This window comes from Natronosalvus caseinilyticus (assembly GCF_017357105.1).
In the GTDB taxonomy this organism is placed as follows: Archaea; Halobacteriota; Halobacteria; order Halobacteriales; family Natrialbaceae; genus Natronosalvus; species Natronosalvus caseinilyticus.
Genome location: NZ_CP071596.1, coordinates 2239333 through 2265531 on the forward strand (window position 1 = coordinate 2239333; position 26199 = coordinate 2265531).

Sequence of the window (26199 nt, forward strand, 5' to 3'; positions counted from 1 at the left end):
GAGGGGAGTAATGGGTCCGGCGTATAAGGGGATTACGAGCGACGAGGCCGCGGTACTGGCGGGCGAGACGCTCGAGAACACAGTGCACGTCGGGCCGGTAACACGGCTTTTATCCTCGTTCGGCGCCTGCTAGAATCGATGACCAACGGGGACGTCGCCGCCTTCACCCACCTCGGCTCGAGCGTCCGGGAGGCCCTCTCCGAACGCGGGTTCGCGACGCCGACGGCGCCACAGCGACTCGCGATTCCGCCGCTGGCGGCCGGCGAACACACACTCGTAATCGCGCCCACGGGGAGTGGCAAGACCGAGACGGCGATGCTTCCCGTCTTCGACGACCTCGTCGCCGATCCGCCAGACGGGTTCGGTGCGCTCTACGTCACCCCGCTGCGGGCGCTCAACCGCGACATGCGCGAGCGCCTCGAGTGGTGGGGCGAGTACCTCGGCCTCGAGGTGGACGTCCGTCACGGCGACACCACCCAGTACCAGCGCGGAAAACAGGCCGAGAATCCGCCCGACGTGCTCGTGACGACTCCCGAGACGCTCCAGGCGATGCTCACCGGCGAGCGCCTTCGGGAAGGGCTCGAGGACGTCTCCCACGTCGTGATCGACGAGGTTCACGAACTCGCCGCCTCCAAGCGGGGCGCCCAGTTGGCGGTGGGGCTCGAGCGACTCCGCGAACTCTCGGGCTCGTTCCAGCGAATCGGACTCTCCGCGACCGTCGGCGACCCCGAATCGGTCGGCCAGTTCCTCACCGGGGACAGATCGTGTACGATACGCGAAATCGACGTCGGGAGCCGGATCGACGTGCGGGTTCGTCAGCCCGAGATCACGGAGGAAGACCACCGACTCGCGGGCGAACTCGCCACCGATGCGACGACGGCCAGCCACGTCCGATTCATCCGGGACCTCGTCGCCGAAAACGAGTCCACGCTCATCTTCGTCAACACCCGCCAGACGGCCGAGGCGCTCGGCTCACGGTTCACCCGCCTCGACTTGCCGATCGGCGTCCACCACGGCTCGCTCTCGAAAGAGGCCCGGATCGACGTCGAGGATCGATTCAAAGCCGGCGGCCTCGACGCGCTGCTGTGTACCTCCTCGATGGAACTCGGGATCGACGTGGGCCGGATCGACCACGTGATCCAGTACCAGAGCCCGCGCCAGGTCTCGCGACTGCTCCAGCGAATCGGACGGGCAGGCCACCGCCGCGACCAGGTCTCGCGGGGGACCATCGTGACGACCCGGCCGGACGACACGCTCGAGGCACTGGCCATCGCTCGCCGGGCGAGCGCGGGTGAGGTCGAACCGGCCGAGATCCACGACGGGAGCCTCGACGTGGTCGCCAACCAGATTCCGGGGATCGTCCAGTCGACGGGGTCGCGCCACCTGACGGAGATCCGCGACCTGTTTGCCCGCGCCTATCCGTTCCGCGACCTCGAGGAGTCGGCCCTCCGGAGCGTCCTCTCGGAGCTTCACCGGAATCGAATCGTCTGGTTCGACGAGAGTACCGACAGAGTGGAAACTACCGGCGGCACCTGGCAGTACGTCTACGCCAACCTCTCGATGATCCCCGACGAGGCAACCTACGAGGTCCACGACATCGCCTCGAGCGGCCAGATCGGCACCTTAGACGAACGCTTCGTCACGACGTTCGGTCAGCCGGGGGCCGTCTTCATCCAGCGCGGGGAGATGTGGCGCATCGTCGAAATCGACGACGACGAGGAGCGAGTACGGGTCACGCCCATCGAGGACCCCGCCGGCGAGGTCCCCTCCTGGATCGGCCAGGAAATTCCCGTCCCAGAACCGGTCGCCCAGGAGGTCGGCGAGATCCGCGGGACCGTCAGCTCGCAACTCGAGACCGGTGCCGACGACGCGCCCGTCGCTCGCGACCTCGGTGGGCGCTACCCGGGCGACGATTCGACGCTCCTCGGGGCCGTCTCTGGGCTCCGGAAACAGCTCGAGGGCGAGGCGCCGATGCCGACCCACGACCGAATCGTGCTCGAGCGACAGGGACGGACGGTCGTCTGCAACGTTTGCTTCGGTCACCGGACGAACGAGACGCTCGGCCGGGTGCTCTCGGCCCTTCTCGGCCAGCAGTCGGGATCGTCGATCGGGCTCGACACCGACCCCTACCGGATCGAACTCGAGGTGCCGACCGACGTGGCGACGAGCGATATCGTGGCCGTCTTGACCGAGACGGACCCCGACCACGTCGGCACCATCGTCGAACTGGGATTGAAGGGGTCGGACGCCCTCGCCTACCGCCTCTCGCAGGTCTCGGCGAAGTTCGGCGCGCTCAAGCGCTGGCAGGGATCCGGCCGCATGTCGAACGAGCGGTTGCTCAAGGCGCTCGAGGACACGCCGATGTACGCCGAGTCGATCCGCGAGGTGTTCCACGAGGACCTCGACGTGACGGGCGCGAGTCGCGTCCTCTCGCGTCTCCAGTCCGGCGAGATATCGCTCGAGACGGTTCGCGGCCGGACAGCCATCGGGAGCGCGGGCCGCTCCGGTGGCAAGGAACTGCTGGTCCCCGAGAACGCCGACGCGAGCGTCATCCAGACCGTCAAGGAGCGCCTGCAGGACGACCGGGTGACCCTGCTGTGTACCCACTGTCGAGAGTGGTACTCGCGGACGAAAGTGAAGCGGGTCGCAGAACAGCCCGAGTGCCCGAACTGCGGATCGACGCGCGTGGCGGCGCTGAGTCCGTGGGCTGACGACGTCCTCCAGGCCGTCCGGGCCGACTCGAAGGACGAGGAACAGGAGGAGCTGACCCGTCGCGCGGTGAAAAATGCGAATCTGGTCCAGAGCCACGGCAAGCAGGCCGTCGTCGCCATGTCCGCCCGCGGCGTCGGCCCGCACAACGCCGCGCAGATCATCAGCCGTCTTCGCGAGAACGAAGCCGACTTCTACCGGGACATCCTCGAGAAGGAGCGCCAGTACGCCCGGACGAAGGCGTTCTGGGACTGACTGGAATCGAGTACGGCGTCAGGCTCGAGCGGGAATCGGTTCCTCTCGAGCCGCGGTCGTAACGCCCATGCGTTCACGCCGCGTTCGCCCGACTATGAAGTTCGCGCCGGGCGCGTGGCGCTACGCCATCGTTCCGCTGGTCGTGGCCCCGTTCGCCTACCTCATCAGCGTCGGCGTCGGCATCGCGACCCTCCTGCTCGGCGTCGGGACGCTCGCGTTCTTTCGCGACCCCGAGCGAACGCCGCCCCTGTCCGGCGTCGTCGCACCTGCCGACGGAAAGGTATCCGTTATGCGGACCGAGGGCGACCGGTTTCGGCTGGGGACGTTCATGAACGTCCACAACGTCCACGTCGTCCGTGCGCCGTTCGACGCCACGGTTCGGGACGTAGAGCACTCGCCGGGCGGATTCAAACCCGCGTTCTCGAAGGACTCCGACCGGAACGAGAAAGTTCATTTGCACCTCGAGCCTGCAGAGGGGACGTTTTCCGAGGACGACGAAGAGACCTCCAACTCGAGCGCCAACAAAACCGAAACCCAGGAACGACCGACGGAAGCCGAGGTCACGTTCATCGCCGGCGCGTTCGCCCGCCGTATCCACCCCTACGTCGAACCCGGTGACTCGCTCGAGCGCGGCCAGCGAATCGGCCACATCGCGTTCGGGAGCCGCGTCGATGTGGTGTTTCCACCCACAGTCGACCCCGAGGACCTGGCGGTCGAGCCGGGCCAGAAGATGATTGCTGGAGAGACGGTGATCCTCGAGACTGACGAAAATCTGCTGTCGGACAACGACGGACTCGACGCCGGCGGCTCGAGGCCCTGATCGTCCACTGGCTGATGTCCGACCGATCAGCCAGCACAGGCGGCGACCAGCCAGCCATCACCAGCCGTCGACCGGCCAGCACCAGCCGTTAGCGTTTGGCGTCCACCGCCTCTCGAGCCGCCTCGAAGTGGCGCTGCTCGACCACCACGTCGTCGGCGTGGTCGTTCGCCTCGTCGGGACCATACTTCGTGGCGACCTCGCGGATCGCTCGCATCGAGGCGTCTCGGACGAGCGCCTCGAGGTCGGCCCCGGTGTAGCCGTCGAGATCGTCGGCGAGGGCGTCGAGGTCGACGTCCTCCCCGAACGGCTTGCCGCGGCCGTGGACCTCGAGGATCTTGCGGCGGGCCTCGAGGTCGGGTTCTGGCACGAGGACGTGCGTGTCGAGGCGGCCCGGCCGGAGCAAGGCCGGGTCGAGGTGGTCCTTGCGGTTGGTCGCCGCCAGCACCACGAGGTTCGGGTTCTCGCGCATGCCGTCGAGTTCGGTCAGCAGCTGGGAGACGACGCGGTCGGTCACCTCGTGACCGTCGTCGCGATTGGCCGCGATGGCGTCGATCTCGTCGAAGAAGACGATCGAGGGGGCCGACTGGCGGGCGCGCTCGAACACCTTGCGGATCGCCTTCTCGCTTTCGCCGACGTAGCGGTCGACGATCTCCGGGCCGTCGACGCGTACGAAGTTGACGTCCGTCTCGCCGGCGAGTGCCCGAGCCAGAAGCGTCTTCCCCGTTCCTGGCGGCCCGTAGAGGAGAACGCCCGACGGCGGATCGGTGTTCGTCCGATCGAAGAGTCGCTCGTAGGTCAGCGGCCACTCGACGGACTCCCGGAGGACCTGTTTGGCGTCCTCGAGGCCGCCGACGTCCGCGAAGTCGGTGTTGGGCGACTCGGCGACGTACTCGCGCATCGCGGAGGGTTCGACGGCCGCGAGCGCGGTGTCGAAGTCCGCCCGGGTAACCGTGGGATTCGCACTCCAGGCCGCGCGGTCGTCGGCGTCGGTGGGACGGCGACGGATGGCGGCCATCGCGGCCTCGGTGACGACCGAATCGAGGTCCGCGCCGACGAAGCCGTGGGTCCGACTCGCGATTTTGTTGACGTCGACGTCGTCAGCAAGGGGCATCCCGCGGGTGTGAACCTCGAGGATCTCGCGTCGGCCGTCCACGTCCGGGACGCCGATCTGGATCTCGCGGTCGAAGCGCCCGCCACGCCGGAGAGCAGGGTCGATGGTGTCCACCCGGTTCGTCGCCCCGATGACGATCACCTCGCCCCGGGCGTCGAGGCCGTCCATCAGGGTCAGCAACTGGCCGACGATTCGGTTCTCGGCGTCGCCGTCGTCGTCGCGCGTCCCCGCGATGGAGTCGATTTCGTCGAAGAAGATGATTGTCGGGGCGTTCTCGCGTGCCTCCTGGAAGGTCCGTCGAAGTTGCTCCTCGGACTCGCCCTTGTACTTCGACATGATCTCCGGCCCGGAGATGGTGACGAAGTTGGCCTCGACCTCGTTGGCCACTGCGCGGGCGATCAGTGTTTTCCCCGTGCCAGGCGGTCCGTACAGCAGGACGCCCGACGGCGGCTCGACCCCGAGGCGCTTGAACAGCTCGGGTTCGGAGATCGGTAACTCGATCATCTCCCGGACCTGCTCGAGTTCCTCGTCGAGGCCGCCGATGTCCTCGTAGGTGACGCCCGATGGTCGATTCGGCTTGGCCGCCGTCCCTGCCGATTCGCGTCCGTCGTCGACGTCTCGAGACGGCGTCGAACTCGGTGCGTCGGCGCCGTCGGTATCGGTGTCGTCGAAGACCAGCACGGTCGTGGAGCCGGTGATCTGGACGTCGCCCGCGGGTTCGGTCTCGACGACGGTGAAGGGGTCGGCCGCGACGCCCTCGATCCGGATCTGTTCGCCGGCGCGAATCGGCCGGTTGCGCAGTTTCTGGTTGGCGACGCGCTCGGCCAGTCGCGACTCGGCGTCGCTCAGCGACGGCGGCGGCGAGAGCGTAACGGTTTCGGCCTCCCGAATGGACGAGCCGTCCGTCGCTCGCACCTCGACGGTGTCGCCCACGTTCACGCCAGCGTTCGCGCGGGTATCGGCGTCGATCTGGACGACCTGCTCCGGGATCGCCGGATCCGCCGGCCACATCTTCGCGACGGTTCGCCCCTCACCCTCGATGACGACGGTGTCGCCGCTCAACACGCCGAGGTTTCGCCGCGCCGTCTCGGGGATCCGTGCGACGCCACGGCCGGCGTCGCGCTTCTCCGCCGCGCGCACGGTCAGCGTGACGCCGTCGTCCGTCTCGATCATGACAGATCGTTGTGGGGGAGTCGCCTTGAGAATTTCCCACCAGCGACGACGCGTTCGATGATCGACGGGTGAGTGTCCATCGACCGGTGTCGGGAGTGGGATTTCTCGAGACGCGAGGGCGAGTCACACTGGAAACGTCGACCGTGACCCGCTGGAATCCGCCACATCCGCCGTTCAATTTCCGTGCCGTCGTCCGAAACGACAGGTGGACAATACCGATTGCTCGAGCGGAAGCCCGCTTCGTGGAGTCGGTCGCCGCCTCGCCCTCGACGGTCGACCGATCCCGTGCCGGCGCTATAGTTACAGCGCGAACAACAGTTTCCCTGCGTGAAACGTTCGGATAAACACCTGCATAGGAATAGGAAGAGGTCCGTTTTTCGCCCGTATGTCGTCCTGGAAACGACGATCCGTTTTGGCATCAGGTGCAGCACTCGCGACTGGGAGCATTCTCGTCTCCGCCGGAGCGACACAGGAGACCGAGGAGCCGGAACGCTCGTTCGAAGCGCAACGTGGCTGGTCCTCCCATCACGGAGGTATCAAAAACTCGTCGGCTATCCCGCTCGATGGCTGGTTGCCCGCGCCGACGTCTGTCGCCTGGGAGTACGACTACACGGGAGACGTCGCCGTCGTCGATGGGGCCGTCTACCTTCGAACTGACGGGGAAGTACACTCACTCGAGGCCGAGGACGGCACGGTACGGTGGGAGAGCGACGACGTCGGTGCCGCGGGGACGCCGGCGGTGGTCGACGACGCCGTCTACGTTGGCGGTGATACCGTGACGGCACTCGAGGCTTCGACGGGCGAGGTTCGCTGGCGAGCGGGCTTCGAGTCCGATAGCGAGGTTTCGGTTCCGGATCCGGTCGTCGCATACGAGACGGTGTACGTCGTCGTCGACGAGACGCTGTACGCGCTCGACCGGGCCGACGGCTCGATCCGGTGGGAGCGAGAGTCGGTCACGCTCGAGACCCGCGACGGCGAGAAAACGGCCCGGTTCGCATCGACGCCGATCGCCGCCGACGAGGAATCGATCTACGCAGGGGTCGGCGAGGCGGGATTCGTGGCGTTCGACCCGGTTACGGGTGACGAGCAATGGACCTACCGGGAACGGTATCCCAACTCGACCGGAGGCTACCACGACGACCTCACCGTCGGGGCAGGACGCCTCTTTACGGGTAGGATCAGCGACGGCGAGGAGTTCCCCGTTCTCGACGTGCAAACAGGCGAACGGGTCGGTGAGGTCTCGTATCGGTTTCCGCTTGCGGTCACCGACTCGGCGAGAGTCCGGGCGGGCAGGCACGGCTTCGGAGCGTACCACTACGATACGGACTACCGGTGGTCGATCGGCGGCTCGACGGATGCGTGGGGTCGCCCGATCGTCATTGATCGAACCGTCATCATCGCGTACCACCCGTATTCGAGTGAACAGCCAGAGTTGTACGGATTCGATATCGAAAACGGGGACGAACTCTGGTCGTTTTCGCTCGCGAAACTCGGCGTCGAGGATTACAAGGGGGCGATGTGGCCGGACATGACGTACGTCTCCGACGGGGACGCACTGTACGTCTCGATGCGGGACAGGATCGCGGCCCTCCGACCGTCCGAAGATGGGGACGAGGACCAGAACAACAATCCACCCCATCTCTTGGTTCAGGCCCCAGAATCGATCGAGTACCGGGAAGACGCCGATCCCGACCCCGACGAAGACGGCACGGACTTCGACGTTACCGTGACGAACCGACGAAACGAGACGACCACGATCGAGGTCCGACTCGAGATCGGTCCGTACGACGAGTCGGTTTCCCTCGAGCTGGACGGTGGCGAGACCGACGCCGTTCACTTCATCGTCACGAGCAGGGATCTCGGGGCGGGTGAACACGACTGGATCGCCTCCGCGAACGACGTGACCGAGACGGGGACACTGATCGTCACCGATCCGGAGGAGTGCTAGGCGTCAGTAGCGACGGTACGCGAAACGACTCGGCGGCCACGAGACACGTACGCCTAAGCCCCGCCGGCGTGCAGGTGTAGGCATGCGACCGGATCGAACCGCCGAACTCGCGCTCTTGCTCGAGGTCGCCGGCACCCCAAAACCCGGGAACGTCGATCGCAACCGCGACCTCAAGGACTTGCGCTTCGAACACTTCCTCGCGGGGGCCGTGGGCGCTCGTGGCGGCCTCGAGATGGCGGCCGACGGCGCGCCCGTCGGCCCGTCGTTCCAACGTGCCGTCGAAGGGATGGCCGAACAGGAGGGCGGCAACACGCAGTTCGGGGCACTGCTCTTGCTCGTTCCGCTGGTTCGAACGGCTCGAGTCGGTGACGACCTGACCCGGTCCGCCACCGAGGCCGTCGTCGAGTCGACGACCGTCGCCGACGCGGCGGCGTTCTATCGCGCGTTCGATCACGTCGACGTCTTCGTTGGCGACCCGCCGGCTGACATGGAACCTCTCGACGTGCGCCGCGGGAGCGACGCGATTCCGGCGCTCGAGGCGCGCGAACTGACGCTGTACGACGTGATGGATCGAAGCGTCCCCGGTGACGACGTCGCTCGCGAGTGGGTTCGCGGGTTCGAGCGGTCGTTCGCGGCAGCCGACCGCCTCGCTGCGGCCGAGGGTCCCATCCTCGAGCGCGCCGCTTCAGTCTTCCTCTCGTTGCTCGCAGAGCGACCGGATACGCTCGTCGCCGCCCGCCACGGCGAGGACGTCGCGGTCGAGGTGACCGACCGCGCTGCAACGCTCCACGAGCGGGACGTCCTCGCGGACGATCGGCCGGCGGTCGAGGCGTTCGCCGACGAGCTGGTCGACCGTGGGATCAACCCGGGGACGACGGCGGATCTCACCGCGGCCGGGCTATTCATCGCCCTCGAGCACGAAACGGTCGAGGTATGAGCGATCCGGGAACCGTAGACGACGGCGCGAACACCGTCGGGTGGCCACTCGAGCTACGCGGCGTCAGCGAAACCGTCGTCACCACGCTCGGGCCCAACGGGCTGTGGAACGTCGCCGCCCTCGGCGTGTTCGCCGACGACCCCGCCACTGCCAGAACCTGGGGGAACACGCGAACGCGCCGGAACTTCGAGCGGCGAGGCGAGGGCTACGTCCAGTTCACCCGCGACCCGGTCGACTTCGTCGCCGCCGCGCTCTCGATCACCGAACGCGAGGACCCGATACTCGAGTCCGCCGACGCCTGGGCTCGCGTGGCGGTCGAGCAAGTCGATACGGGCACGGCCGACGGCACCGACTGGGCGGCCTGGACGCTCGAGCCACGCGAATCGGCCATCGAACGCGAGTCGGTGACGCCGATCCCGATCAATCGTGGCTTCGGCGCCGTGATCGAGGCGACTGTCGCAGCCTCCCGGCTGGGCGTCGAGGGCTACGATCGCACGCGGCTCGAGGAGCGACTCGAGCACTCCCTCGAGGTAGTCGGCCGGGCTGGCGGAGCCAGGGAGCGGGCGGCGTTCGCGAATCTCGTGGCGTACAGCGAGTGGGACCCGTCGGCGCGGGCGCGAGACGAGAACGAATGGCTTTAGAAGGCGCTCACGGAATAACGGGTATGGCAATCAAGCCGGCCTACATCAAAAAGACGGGGAACATCCTCCTGGAGCAGTATCCGGAGGCGTTCACGACCGACTTCGAGCAGAACAAAGACAGCGTCACGAAGCTGACGAACATCGAATCGAAGGGCGTTCGAAACCGAATCGCGGGTTACGTCACGCGAAAGAAAGGCGCCGCCGTTTCGGCCTGAAACGAGGATTTTCTCGACTGTCACTGACTCGGTGAGTGACGACGCTGACGACTCTCGAGCCGGCGAGTCGACACCATCGCGACTCGATTCACTGCGCGTTCGAGACGACGCTCATCGATCCCGCTCGAGCGCCTCGTCCTCGAGCACGACGGGACAGTCGACGACGCGATAGGTGTCCATTGACGGCATCTCGAGGATTTCCGTCCCCTCGTGGGTGCAGGTGACCGCGGGTGGGTCCGAGAAGTACTCACACTGGTGGCAGTAACTTCGCTTCGGAATAGTCCGATACTCCCGTTCGGCGGACGCCTCGAGCGGTGTGTCCGTGGACTCGTCCTCGAGTTCCGCCCAGAGACGCTCGCGATCGATTTCGGCCACGTCCTCCCGGTCGAACAGGTCGTCGACGGCCGGATCACTCGTCCGCGAGGAGGTCGCCCGCTCCGAGACTCGCTTCGCGAGGTCGCCGAGAGGGTCCGCGCGATCGTCGGGTTCCTGGGGGGCCGGCTCGAGTGCTGGCGGCGTCTCGTCAATGGTGTCGGGTTCCAGCGTTCGTTCGTCGAATGCCACGGCTCTCGAGTCCTCGTCCGGTTCTGAGTTTTGATCCGGTCTCGAGTTCGCGTCCGGGTCCGACGTGTTCGAGTCCGACGTGTTCGAGTCCGACGTGTTCGAGTCCGATGCCGAATCCGAATCTGGATCCGAGTTCGTGTCTGCATCCACATCACCGTCGTCGAACTCCCTACTCACATCACCACCGTCGTCGCTACGATCGTCACTCATTTGCCTTCCTCCTCGTTCGCGGTCGATCGGCCGTCGTCCGCCGGTTCCGCGTCGGCCTCGACCGTCTCGAAGACCGACGCCGTTTCGTCGGTATCGACCGCCGCGTGCGCTGCCGGCTCGAGGGCCGGCGGCTCGCCCGTCTCGAGCGTGTTCGATCCCAGGAACGAACGCTTCTTCGAGACGTCCGCGAACTGGGTGCCACAGTGTGGGCAGGCCGGCTCGGTCAGGAGTCCCATCGAAACGGCCGTCGAACACGCCGCGCAGGTGGCCGTCTGAATCCCGAGCCGACTCGCCGCTCGCTGCAGTCGTTCGGCCTCCGAACGGCGACGCTCGCGAGCCGCGAGGGCGTCTCGCTGTTCGCGAAGGTCGAGCACCGCCGTCGCCAGCGTCGTCGACCGCCGCTCGAGTTCGTCGGTGGTCTCCAGAACGTGCTCGAGGACGTCCTCGAAGTTCTCAAAGCCCGAGTCGACCGTCTCCGAGAGGTCCTCGAGGTCGGCTTCCAGGCTTGAAAGCGCGTCGATCCGGTCCTCGAACGCCGACAGTCGCCCTGCCATGGTCTCGAGGTCCTCGTCGAGCGCTTCGACCGCCGAACGGTCGGCGTACTCGTCGTGGTCGTGGTCCGTTGGTGCCTTTCGATCAGCCTCCTGCTTGACCTGGACGACGCGCTCGCGAACGTCCTCGACGTGGTCGACGAACTCGGTTCGCTGCTCCTCGAGTGCGGATCGGAGCGTCTCGGAGTCGACGGAGTCGGCGGGCTCGATCTGGTCTTCGTCAGGGCCTTCATCGTCGGGTCCCGCATCGTCGGTGGTGACCGCGTGCGTCGCCGACAGGAGCCGTCGACAGAACGCTGCTCGAGTCTCGCCGCGCCGGTCGGCCTCCTCGTCGATCCAATCGTTCACATCGACCGGTAACGCGAACGAGACCGCCCCGTCCTCGTGGTTCTCGCTCGCCATGCGTACCCGATTCGACGGGCGCACTCTTAGGGGTTGTGTCGGTTTCAGCGCTCGATACGTACAGGAGATTGGCTCTCGACGTGGTATTCGGTCGACGGGTGTGGTTGGGTGGAGGACAGGGAGAGGAGGTGGGGCACGATACAAAGGTCGGCATGGACAGAATGGAGACGGTGGAGACGGGAACAGAATGGGAATCAGGTAGGAACCTACCGAATCTTTCGCACGTTACTGATGTCGAATCCGCTGTCGCGAATCTCGGTTTCGAACTGGACGATGTTCTCGTCCTCGAGCCGCGAGAGCACCCCTCGAAACTCTTCGACGACCAGCGTCCGATCCCGTTCGGAGCCTCCGCTCTCCCACTCGAAGTGTAGCGTCCCGTCGACGGCTTCCTTGAGCCGACCGAACGCCTGCCCGGTGAGCGTTTCGACGTCGACGAGCAACAGGACGATGCCGCCCCATCGGTACGCCGCTCGTTTGAGCCCCTTGAGTAATATCGTCAGACCGCTCTGGGAGAACTGATCGCTGGTGGCTGCGGCCGCGAGCAGGTCCGTCGCGGAGTCGATGACGACCAGATTTCCGGGGGCGTGTTCCGTGAGGTACTCGCCGAGCGCCTCGAGCACGTTCCGGCGGTTCGTCCCGTCGCCCAGGTTCGTGATGTCGGTTCGCGTGTCGCTGTACCAGTCGGTCGGTACCGGCGTCAACTGGAAGAACTCCTGTGAGAGGTCGACGAACGAGACGGCCGACGTCCCCGTCTCGACGAGGTCGTCGTCGAGGACGAACCGCATCTCGTCGACGATGGCGTCGCGCTCGCTCGTAAAGGAGACGTAGTGGACCCTCTCGGGGAGCGCGACGCCGGGCTCGAGGTCGCCGTAGTAGAACTCGAACTGGTCGCCGTCGGCCCTGGCGAGGCCGTTCATGGCCGTTGCCGTGTAACAGAACTCCCGGCCGCCCGCGCCCGCCTCGGTGGCCAGCAAGACGACGCTCCCGCTCGGTGCCCCGCCGCCGATCATCGCGTCGAACCGCGAGATTCCGAGTGGCATCCGCTGCATACGGTCAGCGTCGCAGGGGACTCGCTTACATGTTGTGGCAGGCTCGAGTTCGTTTGACGGACGAGCTCTGAGAGTCGTGCAGTGAACGAACGCGTCCTCGGCTTGAGTGCGTGTCCTCATCTCGAGTTGCCTCGAAGCCTACAAACGAAACGACGAAACGACGAAATCCGACCGTCTCGCGCTCTAGAGGAAGCTCTCGATGTGATCGGCGACTTCCTCTGGCGTGTCGCCGACGGGGACGCCCGCATCGTTGAGCGCGTCGATCTTGCTCTCTGCGGTGCCAGTTCCGGACCCAGAGACGATGGCGCCCGCGTGACCCATCCGCTTTCCTGGCGGAGCCGTTCGGCCGGCGATGAAGCCCGCGACGGGCGTCTCGACGTGCTCGTCGATGTACGCTGCGGCCTCCTCTTCGTCTTCGCCACCGATCTCGCCGCACATGACGATCGCCTTCGTGTCGGGATCGTTCTCGAACAGCTCGAGGGCATCGACGAAGTCGGTTCCGATGATCGGGTCGCCACCGATACCGATGGCGGTCGTCTGGCCAATTCCGCGCTGAGTGAGGCTGTCGACGACCTGGTAGGTCAGCGTCCCGGAGCGGGAGACGAGACCGACGTCACCCTCGGCGAAGATGTTCCCCGGCAGGATGCCGAGTTTGGCCTCGCCGGGCGTGATCAGACCGGGACAGTTCGGCCCGATGAGCCGCGTGTCGGTCTCGGTCAGGCGCTTGTTGACCTTCGCCATGTCCTGGGTCGGGACGCCCTCGGTGATCGCGACCGCGAGGTCGAGGTCCGTATCCAGGGCCTCGAAGATGGCGTCCGCCGCGAACGCGGGCGGGACGAAGATGACCGAGGCGTCGGCGTCTTCTTCCTCGACGGCCTCGTCGACCGTGTCGTAGACCGGGACGCCGTGGACCTCCTGGCCGCCCTTTCCGGGGACGGCGCCGGCGACCACGTTGGTCCCGTACTCGAGCATCTGACCGGCGTGGAACTTCCCTTCGCCGCCGGTGATTCCCTGTACAACCACGCGAGTGTCGTCGTCGACTAGAACGCTCATTGGTCTCCCTCCTCGTCCTCAGCGTAAGCAACGGCACGCTGAACCGCATCCTCGAGGGTCTGTTCGACCGTCACGAGGTCCTCGTTCAGAATCTCCATGCCTTCCTCCCAGTTCGTTCCGGCCAGCCGTACGACGACCGGCTTTGGAATCTCGTCGAACTGTCCGAGGGCCTCGTTGATCCCTTTGGCGACCTCGTCGCCGCGGGTGATGCCCCCGAAGATGTTGAACACGACCGAATCGACGTTCTCGTCGGAGAACACCATGTCCAGCGCGTTGGCGATTCGCTCGGCCTTCGCGCCCCCGCCGACGTCCAGGAAGTTCGCGGGCTTCCCGCCGTAGTGGTCCACGAGGTCGAGCGTCGTCATCACGAGGCCGGCACCGTTGCCGATGATCCCGACGTTGCCCTCGAGGCGGACGTAGTCGAAGTCGTACTCGTCGGCTTTCTGCTCGAGTTCGTCGCCGCTCGCGGCTTCGTCTTCCATCTCCGCGAGCTCAGGCTGGCGGAAGAGGGCGTCCTCGTCGATGTTCATCACGGCGTCGGCCGCGATGACCTCGCCGTCGCTGGTGACCATCAGCGGGTTGATTTCGGCGTCGGATCCGTCGCGGTCGTCCCAGAGTTCGTAGAGCGTCGTCAGGACGCCCGCGACGTCGAGGGCGAGGTCCGGATCGACGTCCGCGTCGTAGACGGCCTTGCGAGCCTGGTAGGGGTGCATGCCGAAGGCGGGATCGACGTGTTCGCGAGCGATCGCTTCGGGCGTCTCCTCGGCGACCTGTTCGATGTCGACGCCGCCTTTCGTCGAGACCATGGCGACGGGCTTGCCCTCTCCGCGGTCCATCGTCACGCCGACGTACAGTTCGTTGACGAAGTCGACGGCTTCCTCGACCAGCACGCGGTCGACGTGGTAGCCCTTGAGGTCCATCCCGAGAATCGATTCGGCCGCGTCGCGGGCCTCGTCGGCGTCGTCGGCGAGTTTGATCCCGCCGGCCTTGCCGCGACCCCCGACCTGAACCTGTGCCTTGATCGCGACCGGATAGCCGATCTCGTCGGCGGCCGCCAGGACGCCGTCGACGTCCGACGCGAGCGTCGACGCTGGCGTCGGAACCCCGGCGTCAGCGAACACCTGCTTCGCCTGGTACTCGTGGAGTTTCATTGCGCACTCGAAACGCAGTCGCGCCGTTGCTTAAATCATGGGAGTTTGCGTCGAGTGTGGTGTCTCGAAGTCACGTGGCTCGAGTTCGACGCTCGACACTCGGCCCCTGCTATCGAGAGGTTGCACTGGTTGGACTCGGGTCAGTACGAGGGCAGGATTCGAACAACGCGAAGACGTGCTCACTTCGTTGCGCGCGACTTCTCTCGTTCGAATCCCTCGTCGCGATGCCTCTCCTCGCGGAGTGCTCGGAGAGGCATGCGCGGGACAGGATTCGAACCTGCGGACTCCTACGAGACAGCGTCCTAAGCGCTGCGCCGTTACCACTTGGCTACCCGCGCTCGAGTTCGAATACACGTCGAATCGGCTAAGAAAGTATCGGTCCGTCCTAGTGCGTCACCGGTTCCTCTGGCGACCAGTCCGGCGGCACGATGAACGTAATGTGCTCGGCGTCTCGCAACTGGTGGAGTTCGGCTGCCTGCTCGGCCAGCGATCGGTCTCGATACGGCATCTCGAGCCCGCAGCCAGTACAGACGAGTTTGCAAGTTGGTTCGTTCATGTGGTGACGCGTACCCCCCGCCGGGTGCGTTGTCCTTGCTTCGAATCCGAACCGCTTTAGTAAGAGTGACCTAGTGAAATCCCGGGCGAACGGCCAGTTAGCCTAGGGTTTCGTAGCTGGACGTTGTCTGGCGTAGCACGTTATTGCGATGAGAGTCACGGCCGCCACCAGAGTCCGCGACGGATGAACGACGGTGGGACGCGACGGGAGGGACCGCCAACCGTGTGTTTATGGTGCAACCATCCGTTGTAACGAGCATGTACAGCGCCAATACGCGCGTCGAACACGAACCGTGGCTCGAGGAACTCGAGCAGGCCGCGGATCGCCTCGAGCTGACGGGCGAGGCTCGCTCGACGGCCGCCGATCTCTTTCTCGCGAACGTCCCCGAGGCCGATCGATCGAAGCCGGCGGTGCTGGCTGCGAGTATCTACGCCGGGTCGCTCGTCGCGGGCGACGGCCGCACCCAGTGTGCCGTCGCCGACGCGGCGGACGTCTCCCGCCTCTCCATCCAGCAGCGCTGGAAGGACCTGCTGGCCGGTGCCGGCCTCGAGCCGCCGAAGTGGTAGGCCAGGGCCGATCGGTGATCGAGTACTTCGTTCCCTCGCGACCATCTTCTCGCCACCTCCTGTACTCACTATCTTCCGTCGGCAGCTGCTGGACTCTCGCTCGACGCACTGAGTAATGGTCGATAATCCCGATTCACGGAATCGTTCCAGCGGGAAAACGCCAATGTCGTTCCGGTAGGCCGCCGCTACACCGGTGAAAGTGTTCCGTTGCCCGATAGGTATTCGGCACGTCGAGATGCGTTTTCGCCCGATGCGCTCACCGGGTGTTGCCAACCGATTCACGCTCGAGACGACCACGCTCACCGGCTTCGAATACCGACGACAACGCGAGTAGCGAGGCGTTATTCGTCGTCCTCGCTGAGGCGCTTCGCTGCCAGTGCGGTTCCGCCGGCGACACCTGCGGTGCCGACGACGGCGCCGAAGCCGGGGAGGCCATCAGCTTCCGATCCGTTGTTTCCGTCGCTTCCGCTGTCGTCGCTCGAGTTGCCGTCACTCTCGTCCGTACTTTCGTTTTCGCCATTGCTGTTGCCGTCGGCGTCGCTACCATTGTTGTCGTCGCCATCGCCGTCGCTCCCGTCGTCGCCGCCGGCCCCATCGCTCCCGTCGCTGCTGTCGTTTCCGTCGCTCCCGTCGCTCGAGGACCCATCCCCGGCCTCGGGCAAGTCGACGCCACCGAGCGCGACGAACGGAAGTTGTGGCACCGAACCGTCGGATTCCGAGAGCACTTCGACGCGGTCCACGCCCTCGGGGGTGACCATGTCCATCACGGCCGGATCGTTCTCGCCGGTGCCGCCGCCGATGACGTATTCGCCGGCCTCTGGGGCGATGCCGCGGATCGCGCCGTCCCCGTAGCCGTCGAATGGGGCGACGAGGGCCGCGATGCCGATCCCACCGTCGGCCTCGACGTCCCAGCCGATGGCGTCGGCGGGGACGCGGACCGAGATCGTGCGCCCTTCCACGTTCGTCTCGACGTTCGACGTCACGGCGTCGCCAGTCGCGGACTCGACGCTCTTGACCGACTCGCCGTTGACGACGACGCGGTAGTGGTAGGGCGTCGCCATGTTGGCGTTCAGCCCGGTTCGACCCTCCGTGATTCCCTCTCCGTCGGCGTCGGGGTCGTGGACGTACACCTGGAAGAACTGGTGAGAGAAGCCGCGGGGCAGCCCCCACGGGTTCTGTATCTCGCTGGCCATCGTGAACGCGAACTCGACGTGATCGCGCGAGGCCGAGACGGTCAGTTCGTCGATGTCCCAGGCGCCCTCGTAGAAGTCGTCGCTCGTCGGGTACTCGTAGGTTCCCGGTCCGTAGGGCTCGCCGGTAGATTCGTCGAACGTGGCGACCGGCTCGAGCGTGGTTACGAGCGGGACGTACTGCACCGTCGCTCGCGTTCCGTCGCTGTAAGCCAGCCCCCGGTACCAGTCGACGTCGGCCGGCGTCACCACGTCGATCGCGTTGGGCGCGGCGTCGTTCTGTGCGCCGCCGAAGGTCGTCTCGGTGGCCTCCGCCTCGGCCTGCATGACGTTCCCCGGCGCGTTCGGATCGTAGCCCAGCATTACCACCGCGACGTCCAGATCCTCGAGGGGTACCACCAGCGCGGCCTTCGGCACGTCGACGAGAATCTCGTCGGCGGCCGGGTTCGCGGCGACGTCACCCTCGGCGAGGAGCGTCCCGTCGGCGGCCTCGAGTCGCGTCCCATTTTCGCCGTCGACGACGACCCGGTACTGGTGGGGGCGTTCGAGGGTTGCGTTGACACCCTCGCGCATCTCCGTCGTCCCGTCGTCGGAACCGTCGGCCAGATACAACTGGAGGTGCTGGGCGGAGAACCCGCCGTCGTACCCGTCGTAGTTCTCGAGGTCGCCGCCGACCGCTGCGCGGAACTGGTAGGTGTCGCCGCCGTCGTGAACCGAGAACGCCGTCAGGTCGAAGATGCCGTCGGTGAACCGGTCGTCGGTCGGGTACTGGTAGCGGCCGTTGCCACCCTTGTCGGTTCCGGGAGTCACCGACAGGTTCGCGATACGGTCGCCCGCGGCGAAGAACGTCGGCGTCTCGAGGATCGCGACCTGCTCGACCTCGACGGTGCGTCGTTCGTCGTCGGCCTCAACCTCCAGATCCGCACCGGAGACGATGTCGGTCGCGTGCACGTCAGAGCGGAGGTCGACGGTCGCTGCCCCTTCGGGGTCGAAGTTGACGATCACGACGACGCGTTCGGGCCCGGCGACGTCCTCGAGGTGACTGGCGTCGCGCCCGAAGACGAGCACGCGATCGTCGGACTCGTGCCACTCGCCGACGAGGTCCGCGTCGGTTTTCAGCACGTCGAGGTCGTGGTACGTACTGATGAGCGTCCGGTAGAACTCGAGATGGTCCTCGTCGTACTCCTCCCAGTTCATGAACGCGCGCTGGCGGCCACCGGGGCGGACGTCGGCGCCGCTGTTGACCGAGCCGTCGTCGTTGTAGCCTCGCGGGTCGTCCTCGCCCATCTGTCGACCCTCGCCGAAGCGGCTGATCTGGCGCTCCTGGCCGTAGTAGACGAAGGGGACGCCGGGGAGAGTGACGCCGGCAGCCCAGCAGGCGCGCTGGAGGGCGGCGCCGCGCTCCCACTCGTCGTCGGAGGTCTCGTCGTGGTTCGGGTTCGCCTGGTCGATCACGGTCTGATTGAGCAGGCGCAACTCGTCGTGGTTCTCGACCGCGTTGAGGACGAGCGAGTGGTCCGGGATGCCCTCCGCAGCTCGCGCCCTGACGTCGTCGTAGAGGTCGGTGGGCGAGGCCAGTCCGCTGGCGACGTCGTGGGTCGTCGTCGTGAACCCCTCGGTGTCGAAGTGCATGTCGAACTCGTTCTCCGAGAATGCAGGGTCCTTCGGGATCGTCTCGTCGAGCATGAGGAACTCGCTGTCGTTCGACCGGACGACCTCGCGGACCGCCTTCCAGAAGCTGTGGGGGACCCCCCAGGCGATGTCGCAGCGGAAGCCGTCGACGCCGACCTCGCCCGACCAGAACTCGGCAACGGCGAGCATGTGCTCGCGGACCGCCACGTTGTCGTAGTTCCAGTTGGGCATGACCCGGAGGCCCCAGAAGCCGGTCGGACTGGGGGCCGGTTCCACCGTTTCGCCGTCGTGGGTAATCGGCGCCTCGAGGCGGTCCCACCAGTCGAAGTGCTTCGAGTCCTCGTTCCAGGATTCGACGGGCGGATACTCCCAGTTCGGTGCCGGCGGTTCGGATCCCTGCTCGGCGATGGTATCCTGGAAGTACGCGTGGCCGCGTCCGGCGTGGTTGCTCACGAGGTCGAAGACGACCCTGATGTCCTGCTCGTGGCAGGCGTCGACGAACGCCGCGTAGGCCTCGATAGGGTCCATTCCGTCCGGGACGAGGTCCTCGGCGATCCCGAAGTAGTCGTTCGTGTCGTAGCCGTGGGGTCCGCCGCCGGGTGGTCCCTCCTGGAAGCCGGAGTCGTTGTTATTCCCGAAGAGTTTGTCGACGCTCTCGGCCGGAACGACGGGCGTCAGCCAGACCGCGTCGACGCCCAGGTCGGCGAGGTAATCGACGCCGTCGATCAGATCCTCGAACGTCGTCGCGCCGCGTTCGCCCGCCCAGGAGCGTGGAAAGATCTGGTACATGACGCCCTCGGCCATCCACTCCGGCGGGCGGTTGGGCAGGGAGATCGCACCGTCTGGTCCGAGTTCGATCGTATCGAGGGTGCTCAGACTGTCGCCGTCGGAGGCGACCGCGTGGATACGGGCGGACTCGCCCTCGAGGGCCGATTCGGGTACGCGGCCGGTCAGTCCGTCGACCTCGATGTCCTCGGTCGTGAGCGCGTCGCGGTCGTCAACGAGGAAGACTACCTCGAGGTCGGCCCGGGTCGCCCGGCTGTTCGGCGCGAGTCGAGCGTTCGTCTCCAGGACGTACTCGCCGTCCTCGTACCGACCCTCGAGTTCGATCCGGGGCTGGCCGCCCGCTCCGCCCTCGGATTCGGGGAACGCGTGGATGGTCAACTCGTGAGTGCCGTCGGGCGCCTCGAGTTCGAGGACGTAGGTGCCGGGGACGTCGGCCTCGAACTCGGCGACGTTGTCCCGGCCCTCGTCGTACCGGGGTCGATCCGGGTCGAGCGACGACTGGTAGGTCAGGTCGACCTCGCTCCCCTCTGGACGCTGTGCAACGGACCAGGTAAAGTCCTCGGCTGCGTAGCCCTCCGGATTTGGGCTGGCCTCGGGAACGGGCGGGGCGAGGTTGTCTCGTCCACCGATCATCTCGGGGCCGACGAACGCCGAGTTCCACAGTTTCTCGCCGACCTGGACGAAGCGCGGATGGCCGGGGTGGAAGGAGTCGATGCCGCTCGCTGTCACGCCCTCCGGGGCGCTCGCCGCGACCGAACCGCTCAGCCCGGCCGTCAGTCCGTAGGCGCCGAGTCCCGCAACGCCGCCGAGGACGGTTCGTCTGTACAGCGATCTCGAGTCATCATCTCGTGAATTGTCGCTCATGGGTGCGATGGTGTGCCGTCGTTCCCGTGATGGCGGCCTCGAGCGTGTGGCCTGAGGACACGGGCCGTGCCACCAGTGGGGACGACGTGTTACAACTACGGTGTAATTTTTCATCACACTTAATCGTATCTGTTGGTGCGATAGGTCGGTATTCACACCGGAGTCATCCCTCGAGAGAAACGATGGAAGGCAAATGGTTACGGGCCAGTAAGGCGACGCTATCAGACGGGGATCGCCGGTGAGAGAAGGTTCCCAGAAACGTTGGGCCGGCTCCGTCGAAATCCGGAGAGTGGACTGCTCGAGACTCACTACGGTCAGTACACACGTACCAGAATGGCTTCTCGCTACGAGCGTTCCACTTCTTTCCTGGGGAGCGTCTTTCGTTCAGAGAGATAATACAGGACCACGACGAGGCCGCCCGCAGGTACGACGATACCTAACCAGTACCTCTCTGGATTCTCGAGGTCGAGTCGCTTCGCATCGATGTACACCAGGATAGCGATTGGAAACTGGAGAGCGAGTGCCGCGAGAACGAGTAGAATGATCGAGTTCGACATAGCTAGCCATAACTGGCACTGTCTAGTTGAGCCAGTTTGAGGAACGAGCAGGTCGTTGAGTGAATTGGGCTAGAATGCTCGCAGACCTGCTCAGCGAGTCCTACGACGCGGATTTAGAAGAATCTTGGGAGAACGAGCGGACAGCGACGCCCGTCAGGGCGTTCGCCGTCCGCCTCCACGAAACCGGGTGTTCGCTCCGCGAGACAACTTCAATATTAGCAGAATTAGGCGTTGAACGCTCGCATGGAGCGGTCTGGAACTGGGTGCATCGGCTGGCTAACAACGGATGCGACCCGCCTGAGGCGCAGCCGAAGCGGGTCGCGGTTGACGAGACTGCTGTCAAGATCAACGGCGAGTGGTCTTGGTTGTACGCTGCAATAGACACCGAGACGAAGCTGGTTCTCGACGTCGCGTTATTTGGTCGGCATGGCACCGATCCGGCAGCTGCGTTTCTACATCGACTCGACGAGAAATACGATCTCTCCGACACCGTATTTCTCGTGGATCAATTCGGATATCGGACTGCCCTTGCTCGATTAGGATTGAGCGGTCGGATCAACTATACCGAGCGAAACCTCATCGAAAAATGGTTTCACACCCTCAAAATTCGCATCGACCGCTTCCACAATTCATGGGTGGGCAGTCGGTCGAGCGCACGCGAATGGTTTGAGCAGTTCATGCACTACTACAACCGTCAGAGACCGCACCAAGCTCTCGACGGAAAGACGCCGATCGAGGAGGTGCAGAACTAGACAGTGCCCCATAACTCATAGTGGCAGAAATAATTTATCAACACGCGTATCGGTATTCAGGACAACGAAGCGAATCCACCCGGAGAATCGAATCCAACAGTGCGAGCGATTCGGTTTCGGACTGTCCGATTACTCCGGCCTCGAGGACTCCCGCCCTTCGCGGTCGGGCGTCAGGTTTCCGTGCTCGTCGATCTCGCCGTTGACGATACGCGTACTCGAGATGATGTCGTCGTCCTCGGCGCGGACGTGGGGGACGACCACGAGTTCCAGCGGGTCGTGGCCACGCTCGCGGCGCAGGTCGTTGATCTTCTTGCCACCCTCGACCGTCTCGGGCGAGACGATCAGGTAGTCGAACTGGGCCTCGGTCGCGATTCCCGTCGGCTCGGTGAGCGTACGGACCTCGAACTCGCGGTCGTGTTCCTCGGCGAGCGTCTCGAGTTCGGCCTCAAGGTCGCGCTTTCGCTCGTCGTAGGGACGGACGTACCGGTCGACGTGTCGGGTCTTCGGCGCGAGTTCGTTGCTGGTCAGCCCGACGGTCACGTCCCCGAGTTCGAACGCCCGTTCGAAAAGCCGTCGATGGCCATCGTGAACGGGGTCGAAGGTCCCACCAAGCGCGACGTCCATACCCGTTGTCACTGGTGGGGTGCGTATAAAAGGGTCGAATCGTCGATTCCCGCTCGCGAGCGATATACGACGATCGTCGAACATCCGCTTCGCATCGTTTTTTGTACTGCACGTTCCTCTCCCCGATATGGGACTGGACGAAGACTCGCTGGAGTATCACCGGAGCGAGCCACCGGGCAAGATCGAAATTTCGACGACGAAGCCGACGAACACCCAGCGGGACCTCTCGCTGGCGTACTCGCCGGGGGTCGCCGCGCCGTGTATGGAGATCCACGAGGACGAAACCGACGCCTACACCTACACGGCGAAGGGCAATCTCGTGGGCGTCGTCTCGAACGGCTCTGCCGTCCTCGGGCTGGGCGACATCGGCGCCCAGGCTTCGAAACCCGTCATGGAGGGCAAGGGCGTCCTGTTCAAGCGCTTCGCCGACATCGACGTCTTCGACATCGAACTCGACGAGGCCGACCCCCACAAACTCGTCGAGGCGATCAAGATGATGGAACCGACCTTCGGTGGCGTCAACCTCGAGGACATCAAGGCCCCCGAGTGTTTCACCATCGAGGAGCGCCTCCGCGAGGAGATGGACGTCCCCGTCTTCCACGACGACCAGCACGGGACGGCCATCATCTCCGGCGCCGCACTCGTCAACGCCGCCGAAATCGCCGGCAAGGACCTCGAGGACCTGAACATCGTCTTCTCTGGCGCCGGGGCGAGCGCGCTCTCGACGGCCCGGTTCTACGTTTCCTTGGGCGCGAAGCGAGAGAACATTCAGATGTGTGACTCCTCGGGAATCATCACGCAGGCGCGAGCCGACGCCGGCGACGTCAACGAGTACAAACGCGAGTTCGCCCGCGACGTCCCCGAAGGCGACCTGGCGGACGCGCTCGAGGGTGCGGACGTCTTCGTCGGCCTCTCGGTGGGCGGCATCGTCTCCCCGGAGATGGTCAGATCGATGGGCGACAATCCGATCATCTTCGCGATGGCGAACCCGGACCCCGAAATCGGCTACCAGGAGGCCAAAGATGCCCGCGACGACGACGTCATCATGGCCACCGGACGCTCGGACTACCCCAACCAGGTTAACAACGTCCTCGGGTTCCCGTTCATCTTCCGCGGCGCCCTCGACGTCCGCGCGACCGAGATTAACGAGGCGATGAAAGTCGCGGCAGCCGAGGCGCTCGCGGACCTCGCCCGCCAGGACGTCCCCGACGCCGTCGTCAAGGCCTACGGCGACGAGGCGATCCAGTTCGGCCCCGACTACATCATCCCCAAGCCGGTCGACCCCCGGGTGCTGTTCCGCGTCGCACCGGCCGTCGCCCAGGCCGCGATGGACTCCGGGGCCGCCCGGACCGAGATCGACGTCGAGGCCTACGAGGAGCAACTCGAGGCCCGCCTCGGGAAGTCCCGGGAGATGATGCGCGTGGTTCTCAACAAGGCCAAGAGCGACCCCAAGCGGGTCGCGCTCGCTGAAGGAGAGGACGAGAAGATGATCCGCGCGGCCTACCAGCTCGCCGAACAGGGGATCGCCGATCCGATCCTCATCGGCGAGGAGGACACGATCGCCCGGACGGCGGCGAACCTCGGCCTCGACTTCACGCCCACCGTTGCGGACCCGACCGCGGGTGCCTACGACGAGTACGCCGAACGGCTGTTCGAGCTGCGCCAGCGCAAGGGGATCACGCGCTCGGAGGCGACTGAACTGATCCGCCGGGACACGAACTACTTCGGCAGTGTGATGGTCGAAGAGGGGGATGCTGACGCCCTGCTCACGGGCCTGACCCACCACTATCCCTCGGCGCTTCGGCCGCCGTTGCAGGTCATCGGCACCGCCGACGACGTCGACTACGCCGCGGGCGTCTACCTCATGACGTTCAAGAATCGGATCGTCTTCTGTGCCGACGCCACCGTGAACCAGGACCCCGACGAGGAGGTGCTGGCGGAGGTCACGAAACAGACCGCGAAACTCGCCCGCCGGTTCAACGTCGAGCCGCGAGCGGCCCTGCTCTCGTACTCGAACTTCGGGAGCGTCGACAACGAGGGGACCCGAAAGCCGCGTCGCGCCGCCGCGATGCTCCAGGGCGACCCCGAGGTTGACTTCCCCGTCGACGGCGAGATGCAGGCCGACACGGCCGTCGTCGAGGACATCCTCACCGGTACCTACGAGTTCTCCGACCTGGACGCGCCGGCGAACGTGCTCGTCTTCCCGAACCTCGAGTCGGGCAATATCGGCTACAAACTCCTTCAGCGCCTCGGCGGTGCGGAGGCCATCGGCCCGATGCTCGTCGGGATGGACAAACCGGTCCACGTGCTCCAGCGAGGCGACGAGGTCAAAGACATCGTCAACCTGGCCGGAGTGGCGGTCGTCGACGCCCAGTCGGAGTAACGCGCGTACTGGTGTTCGGTGATCTCAATTTTTGACTTCTGACTCTGAATCGCCAACCGCAGCGGTACGACTCTCGGACGACTAGTCGCTCGAAGTCGGTGCCAGGTGTCAGGTGTCAGTGAGGAGTGAGAATGGCCACCTCGGGAGGGGGGGGGGGAGGGTGGGAGAGGTGGCCAGATTCGATCGTCAACGGGTGAATTCCAAGCGGTCTGTGTCCTCTCGCGCTCGAGGTTTCAGACCAATTTGAAAGTCACCGACAGACACAAAGAACGTTAACCTGTCATATTCAAGCACCCGTTTATACGGCGTTACGTCCTCGATTTCAGCGGGTAGAATCGATTGTCCTAGTTCGGTTCCCGGTTCGGTAGTTCCCAGTCTTCCGACCGAGGTTAGACGTCGAGTAGCCCGTTCGTTCTACGCGATCACCCAAACACGCGCCCGACGTCCAACCTGACGTAGTGCCAGAGCGTGCCCGTCAGACCGCTCGCCGCGATTCGTCGACCCGACGTCTCGACCAGCACCCGCGGACAGTACCCCGTCGGGAACGAGCGCGCGAGCGCCCGACTGAACGCCGTATCCTCGTTGGCGACCGGCGGAAAGCCGCTGATCGCCTCGAACGCGTCGCGGTGGACGAACGTGTTGAACCCCGGCAGGATCGGCCGCTCGAGTCGCGGAAACGCGTAGTTGATCGTCGCCTCCATGCACTTCGCCCGGAGGGGGCCGGTCACCCGACAGCGCGAGGAAGCCGCGGCCAGCCCCTCGGCCTCGACGAACCCGAGCATCCGGGTCAGGTACGAGGCACGAACCTCGGTGTCGGCGTCGACGAAGGCCAGCCACTTGCCCTCGGCCCGGCGAGCACCGCGGTTTCGCCCCGCCGCGATTCCGTCCGCCGGGCCGGAGACGACCGTCACATCGTACTCGCGGGCGACGTCTCGAGTGGCGTCGCTCGAGTCGCCGTCGACGACGATCACCTCGTAGCCGTAGGCAGTGTCCAGGGCCTCGATGCTCGAGAGGGCTCCCCGGATGTACTCGGCTTCGTTGCGCGCGGGAACGACGAAACTGACCAGGGGTCGGCTCGAGCGGTCGGCGCGTCTGGCGCGTTGGCCGTCGGTGCGGTCACCCGCGTCGGTCCGTTCGGGTTCACAACCGCCGTCCGCACGCGTCTCCCGGTTTCGGTTGTCTCCAGTGTCCAACCCCGTCGACCGCCGCCTCGAACGTCGCATCTAGGACCCTGGTCTCGAGGCACTGACTTATACTGTCGGCTCTTCGTTCGACTGTCGAATCGTGTCGACGTTCGGGCCACCTGTTCGGGTCATCTATCAGGTCGACGTCCGGATCGAGAGACGACGTCACGGTGTTCTTCGCTTGTGATCGGAGAGTGGTCAGGTAGTAATCGGGTAGTAACCAGATAGTGTACTGATAAGTGCCGCACAATATTTGCCGCAAGCCACTCTCGAGGGGCTCGAGAGCGCCGATTTGCGACCCTCGTGCGAAACGTTA

Annotated in this window: 20 protein-coding genes and 1 tRNA gene; 10 read left to right on the plus strand and 11 right to left on the minus strand. The window is 65.4% G+C overall.

Features of this window, described 5'->3' with window-relative positions; genetic code table 11:
* The first annotated feature begins 10 nt into the window (after window positions 1-10).
* The 3 genes from J1N60_RS10790 (at window position 11) to J1N60_RS10800 (ending at window position 3784) form a co-directional block, all read left to right on the plus strand.
* Window positions 11-133, plus strand: coding sequence for a hypothetical protein (locus J1N60_RS10790; RefSeq protein WP_312907343.1), 123 nt, complete (start codon window positions 11-13; stop codon window positions 131-133).
* A gap of 5 nt (window positions 134-138) precedes the next feature.
* Window positions 139-2964, plus strand: a complete 2826-nt coding sequence (locus tag J1N60_RS10795; RefSeq protein WP_312907344.1) for a DEAD/DEAH box helicase — start codon at window positions 139-141, stop codon at window positions 2962-2964.
* Window positions 2965-3058: 94 nt separating this feature from the next.
* Window positions 3059-3784, plus strand: a complete 726-nt coding sequence (locus J1N60_RS10800; RefSeq protein ID WP_312907346.1) for a protein sorting system archaetidylserine decarboxylase — start codon at window positions 3059-3061, stop codon at window positions 3782-3784.
* A gap of 88 nt (window positions 3785-3872) precedes the next feature.
* Here J1N60_RS10800 and J1N60_RS10805 read toward each other — a convergent pair whose 3' ends face one another.
* A complete protein-coding gene (locus tag J1N60_RS10805; RefSeq protein WP_312907348.1) occupies window positions 3873-6068 on the minus strand; it encodes a CDC48 family AAA ATPase in 2196 nt (731 codons plus the stop codon).
* Window positions 6069-6480: 412 nt separating this feature from the next.
* On the opposite strand from J1N60_RS10805, the gene J1N60_RS10810 reads away from it, so the two are divergent.
* The 4 genes from J1N60_RS10810 (at window position 6481) to J1N60_RS10825 (ending at window position 9809) form a co-directional block, all read left to right on the plus strand.
* Window positions 6481-8016: a PQQ-binding-like beta-propeller repeat protein gene (locus J1N60_RS10810; protein ID WP_312907349.1), complete on the plus strand. Its 1536-nt coding sequence runs from the start codon at window positions 6481-6483 to the stop codon at window positions 8014-8016.
* An 82-nt stretch (window positions 8017-8098) separates the two neighbouring features.
* Complete coding sequence (locus J1N60_RS10815; RefSeq protein ID WP_312907351.1) at window positions 8099-8953, plus strand: triphosphoribosyl-dephospho-CoA synthase; 855 nt, start codon at window positions 8099-8101, stop codon at window positions 8951-8953.
* A complete protein-coding gene (locus tag J1N60_RS10820; protein ID WP_312907353.1) occupies window positions 8950-9594 on the plus strand; it encodes a DUF447 domain-containing protein in 645 nt (214 codons plus the stop codon). Before J1N60_RS10815 ends, J1N60_RS10820 begins: the two co-directional genes overlap by 4 nt.
* 23 nt (window positions 9595-9617) lie before the next feature.
* Window positions 9618-9809 carry a 30S ribosomal protein S17e gene (locus tag J1N60_RS10825; RefSeq protein ID WP_254155956.1) on the plus strand — a complete coding sequence of 64 codons (192 nt, stop codon included), beginning with the start codon at window positions 9618-9620 and terminating at the stop codon, window positions 9807-9809.
* Between the two features lie 111 nt (window positions 9810-9920).
* On the opposite strand, the gene J1N60_RS10830 is transcribed toward J1N60_RS10825, so the two are convergent.
* The 7 genes from J1N60_RS10830 to J1N60_RS10860 form a co-directional block, all read right to left on the minus strand.
* Window positions 9921-10583: a DUF8135 domain-containing protein gene (locus J1N60_RS10830; RefSeq protein WP_312907356.1), complete on the minus strand. Its 663-nt coding sequence runs from the start codon at window positions 10581-10583 to the stop codon at window positions 9921-9923.
* Window positions 10580-11536 carry a hypothetical protein gene (locus J1N60_RS10835; RefSeq protein WP_312907357.1) on the minus strand — a complete coding sequence of 319 codons (957 nt, stop codon included), beginning with the start codon at window positions 11534-11536 and terminating at the stop codon, window positions 10580-10582. The genes J1N60_RS10830 and J1N60_RS10835 overlap by 4 nt, the downstream gene beginning before the upstream one ends.
* 206 nt (window positions 11537-11742) lie before the next feature.
* Window positions 11743-12585, minus strand: coding sequence for an RAD55 family ATPase (locus J1N60_RS10840; RefSeq protein WP_312907359.1), 843 nt, complete (start codon window positions 12583-12585; stop codon window positions 11743-11745).
* 183 nt (window positions 12586-12768) lie between these two features.
* Window positions 12769-13638, minus strand: a complete 870-nt coding sequence (gene sucD / locus J1N60_RS10845) for a succinate--CoA ligase subunit alpha (RefSeq protein WP_312907361.1) — start codon at window positions 13636-13638, stop codon at window positions 12769-12771.
* Window positions 13635-14789, minus strand: a complete 1155-nt coding sequence (sucC, locus tag J1N60_RS10850; RefSeq protein WP_312907362.1) for an ADP-forming succinate--CoA ligase subunit beta — start codon at window positions 14787-14789, stop codon at window positions 13635-13637. Before sucC ends, sucD begins: the two co-directional genes overlap by 4 nt.
* 256 nt (window positions 14790-15045) lie before the next feature.
* A tRNA-Leu gene (locus J1N60_RS10855) sits at window positions 15046-15127 on the minus strand.
* A gap of 47 nt (window positions 15128-15174) precedes the next feature.
* The gene (locus J1N60_RS10860) at window positions 15175-15345 is read right to left on the minus strand and encodes a hypothetical protein (RefSeq protein WP_253434770.1); all 171 of its coding nucleotides are present in this window, start codon (window positions 15343-15345) and stop codon (window positions 15175-15177) included.
* 257 nt (window positions 15346-15602) lie between these two features.
* Between J1N60_RS10860 and J1N60_RS10865 the strand changes: the two genes are divergently transcribed.
* Window positions 15603-15911, plus strand: coding sequence for a cyclin family protein (locus J1N60_RS10865; RefSeq protein ID WP_253434773.1), 309 nt, complete (start codon window positions 15603-15605; stop codon window positions 15909-15911).
* Between the two features lie 341 nt (window positions 15912-16252).
* Here the strand turns inward: J1N60_RS10865 and J1N60_RS10870 are convergent, their stop codons facing one another.
* Window positions 16253-20383, minus strand: a complete 4131-nt coding sequence (locus J1N60_RS10870; RefSeq protein WP_312907366.1) for a glucodextranase DOMON-like domain-containing protein — start codon at window positions 20381-20383, stop codon at window positions 16253-16255.
* Between the two features lie 631 nt (window positions 20384-21014).
* Between J1N60_RS10870 and J1N60_RS10875 the strand changes: the two genes are divergently transcribed.
* On the plus strand, window positions 21015-21692 hold the full coding sequence (locus J1N60_RS10875; RefSeq protein ID WP_312907368.1) for an IS6 family transposase: 678 nt from the start codon (window positions 21015-21017) through the stop codon (window positions 21690-21692).
* 129 nt (window positions 21693-21821) lie between these two features.
* On the opposite strand, the gene J1N60_RS10880 is transcribed toward J1N60_RS10875, so the two are convergent.
* Window positions 21822-22316, minus strand: a complete 495-nt coding sequence (locus J1N60_RS10880; RefSeq protein ID WP_312907369.1) for a phosphopantetheine adenylyltransferase — start codon at window positions 22314-22316, stop codon at window positions 21822-21824.
* A 127-nt stretch (window positions 22317-22443) separates the two neighbouring features.
* Between J1N60_RS10880 and J1N60_RS10885 the strand changes: the two genes are divergently transcribed.
* Window positions 22444-24699 carry an NADP-dependent malic enzyme gene (locus J1N60_RS10885; protein ID WP_312907371.1) on the plus strand — a complete coding sequence of 752 codons (2256 nt, stop codon included), beginning with the start codon at window positions 22444-22446 and terminating at the stop codon, window positions 24697-24699.
* Window positions 24700-25121: 422 nt separating this feature from the next.
* Here the strand turns inward: J1N60_RS10885 and J1N60_RS10890 are convergent, their stop codons facing one another.
* Window positions 25122-25922 (minus strand): glycosyltransferase family 2 protein, encoded by an 801-nt coding sequence (locus tag J1N60_RS10890; protein WP_312907373.1) that lies wholly within the window; start codon window positions 25920-25922, stop codon window positions 25122-25124.
* Window positions 25923-26199: the final 277 nt, after the last annotated feature.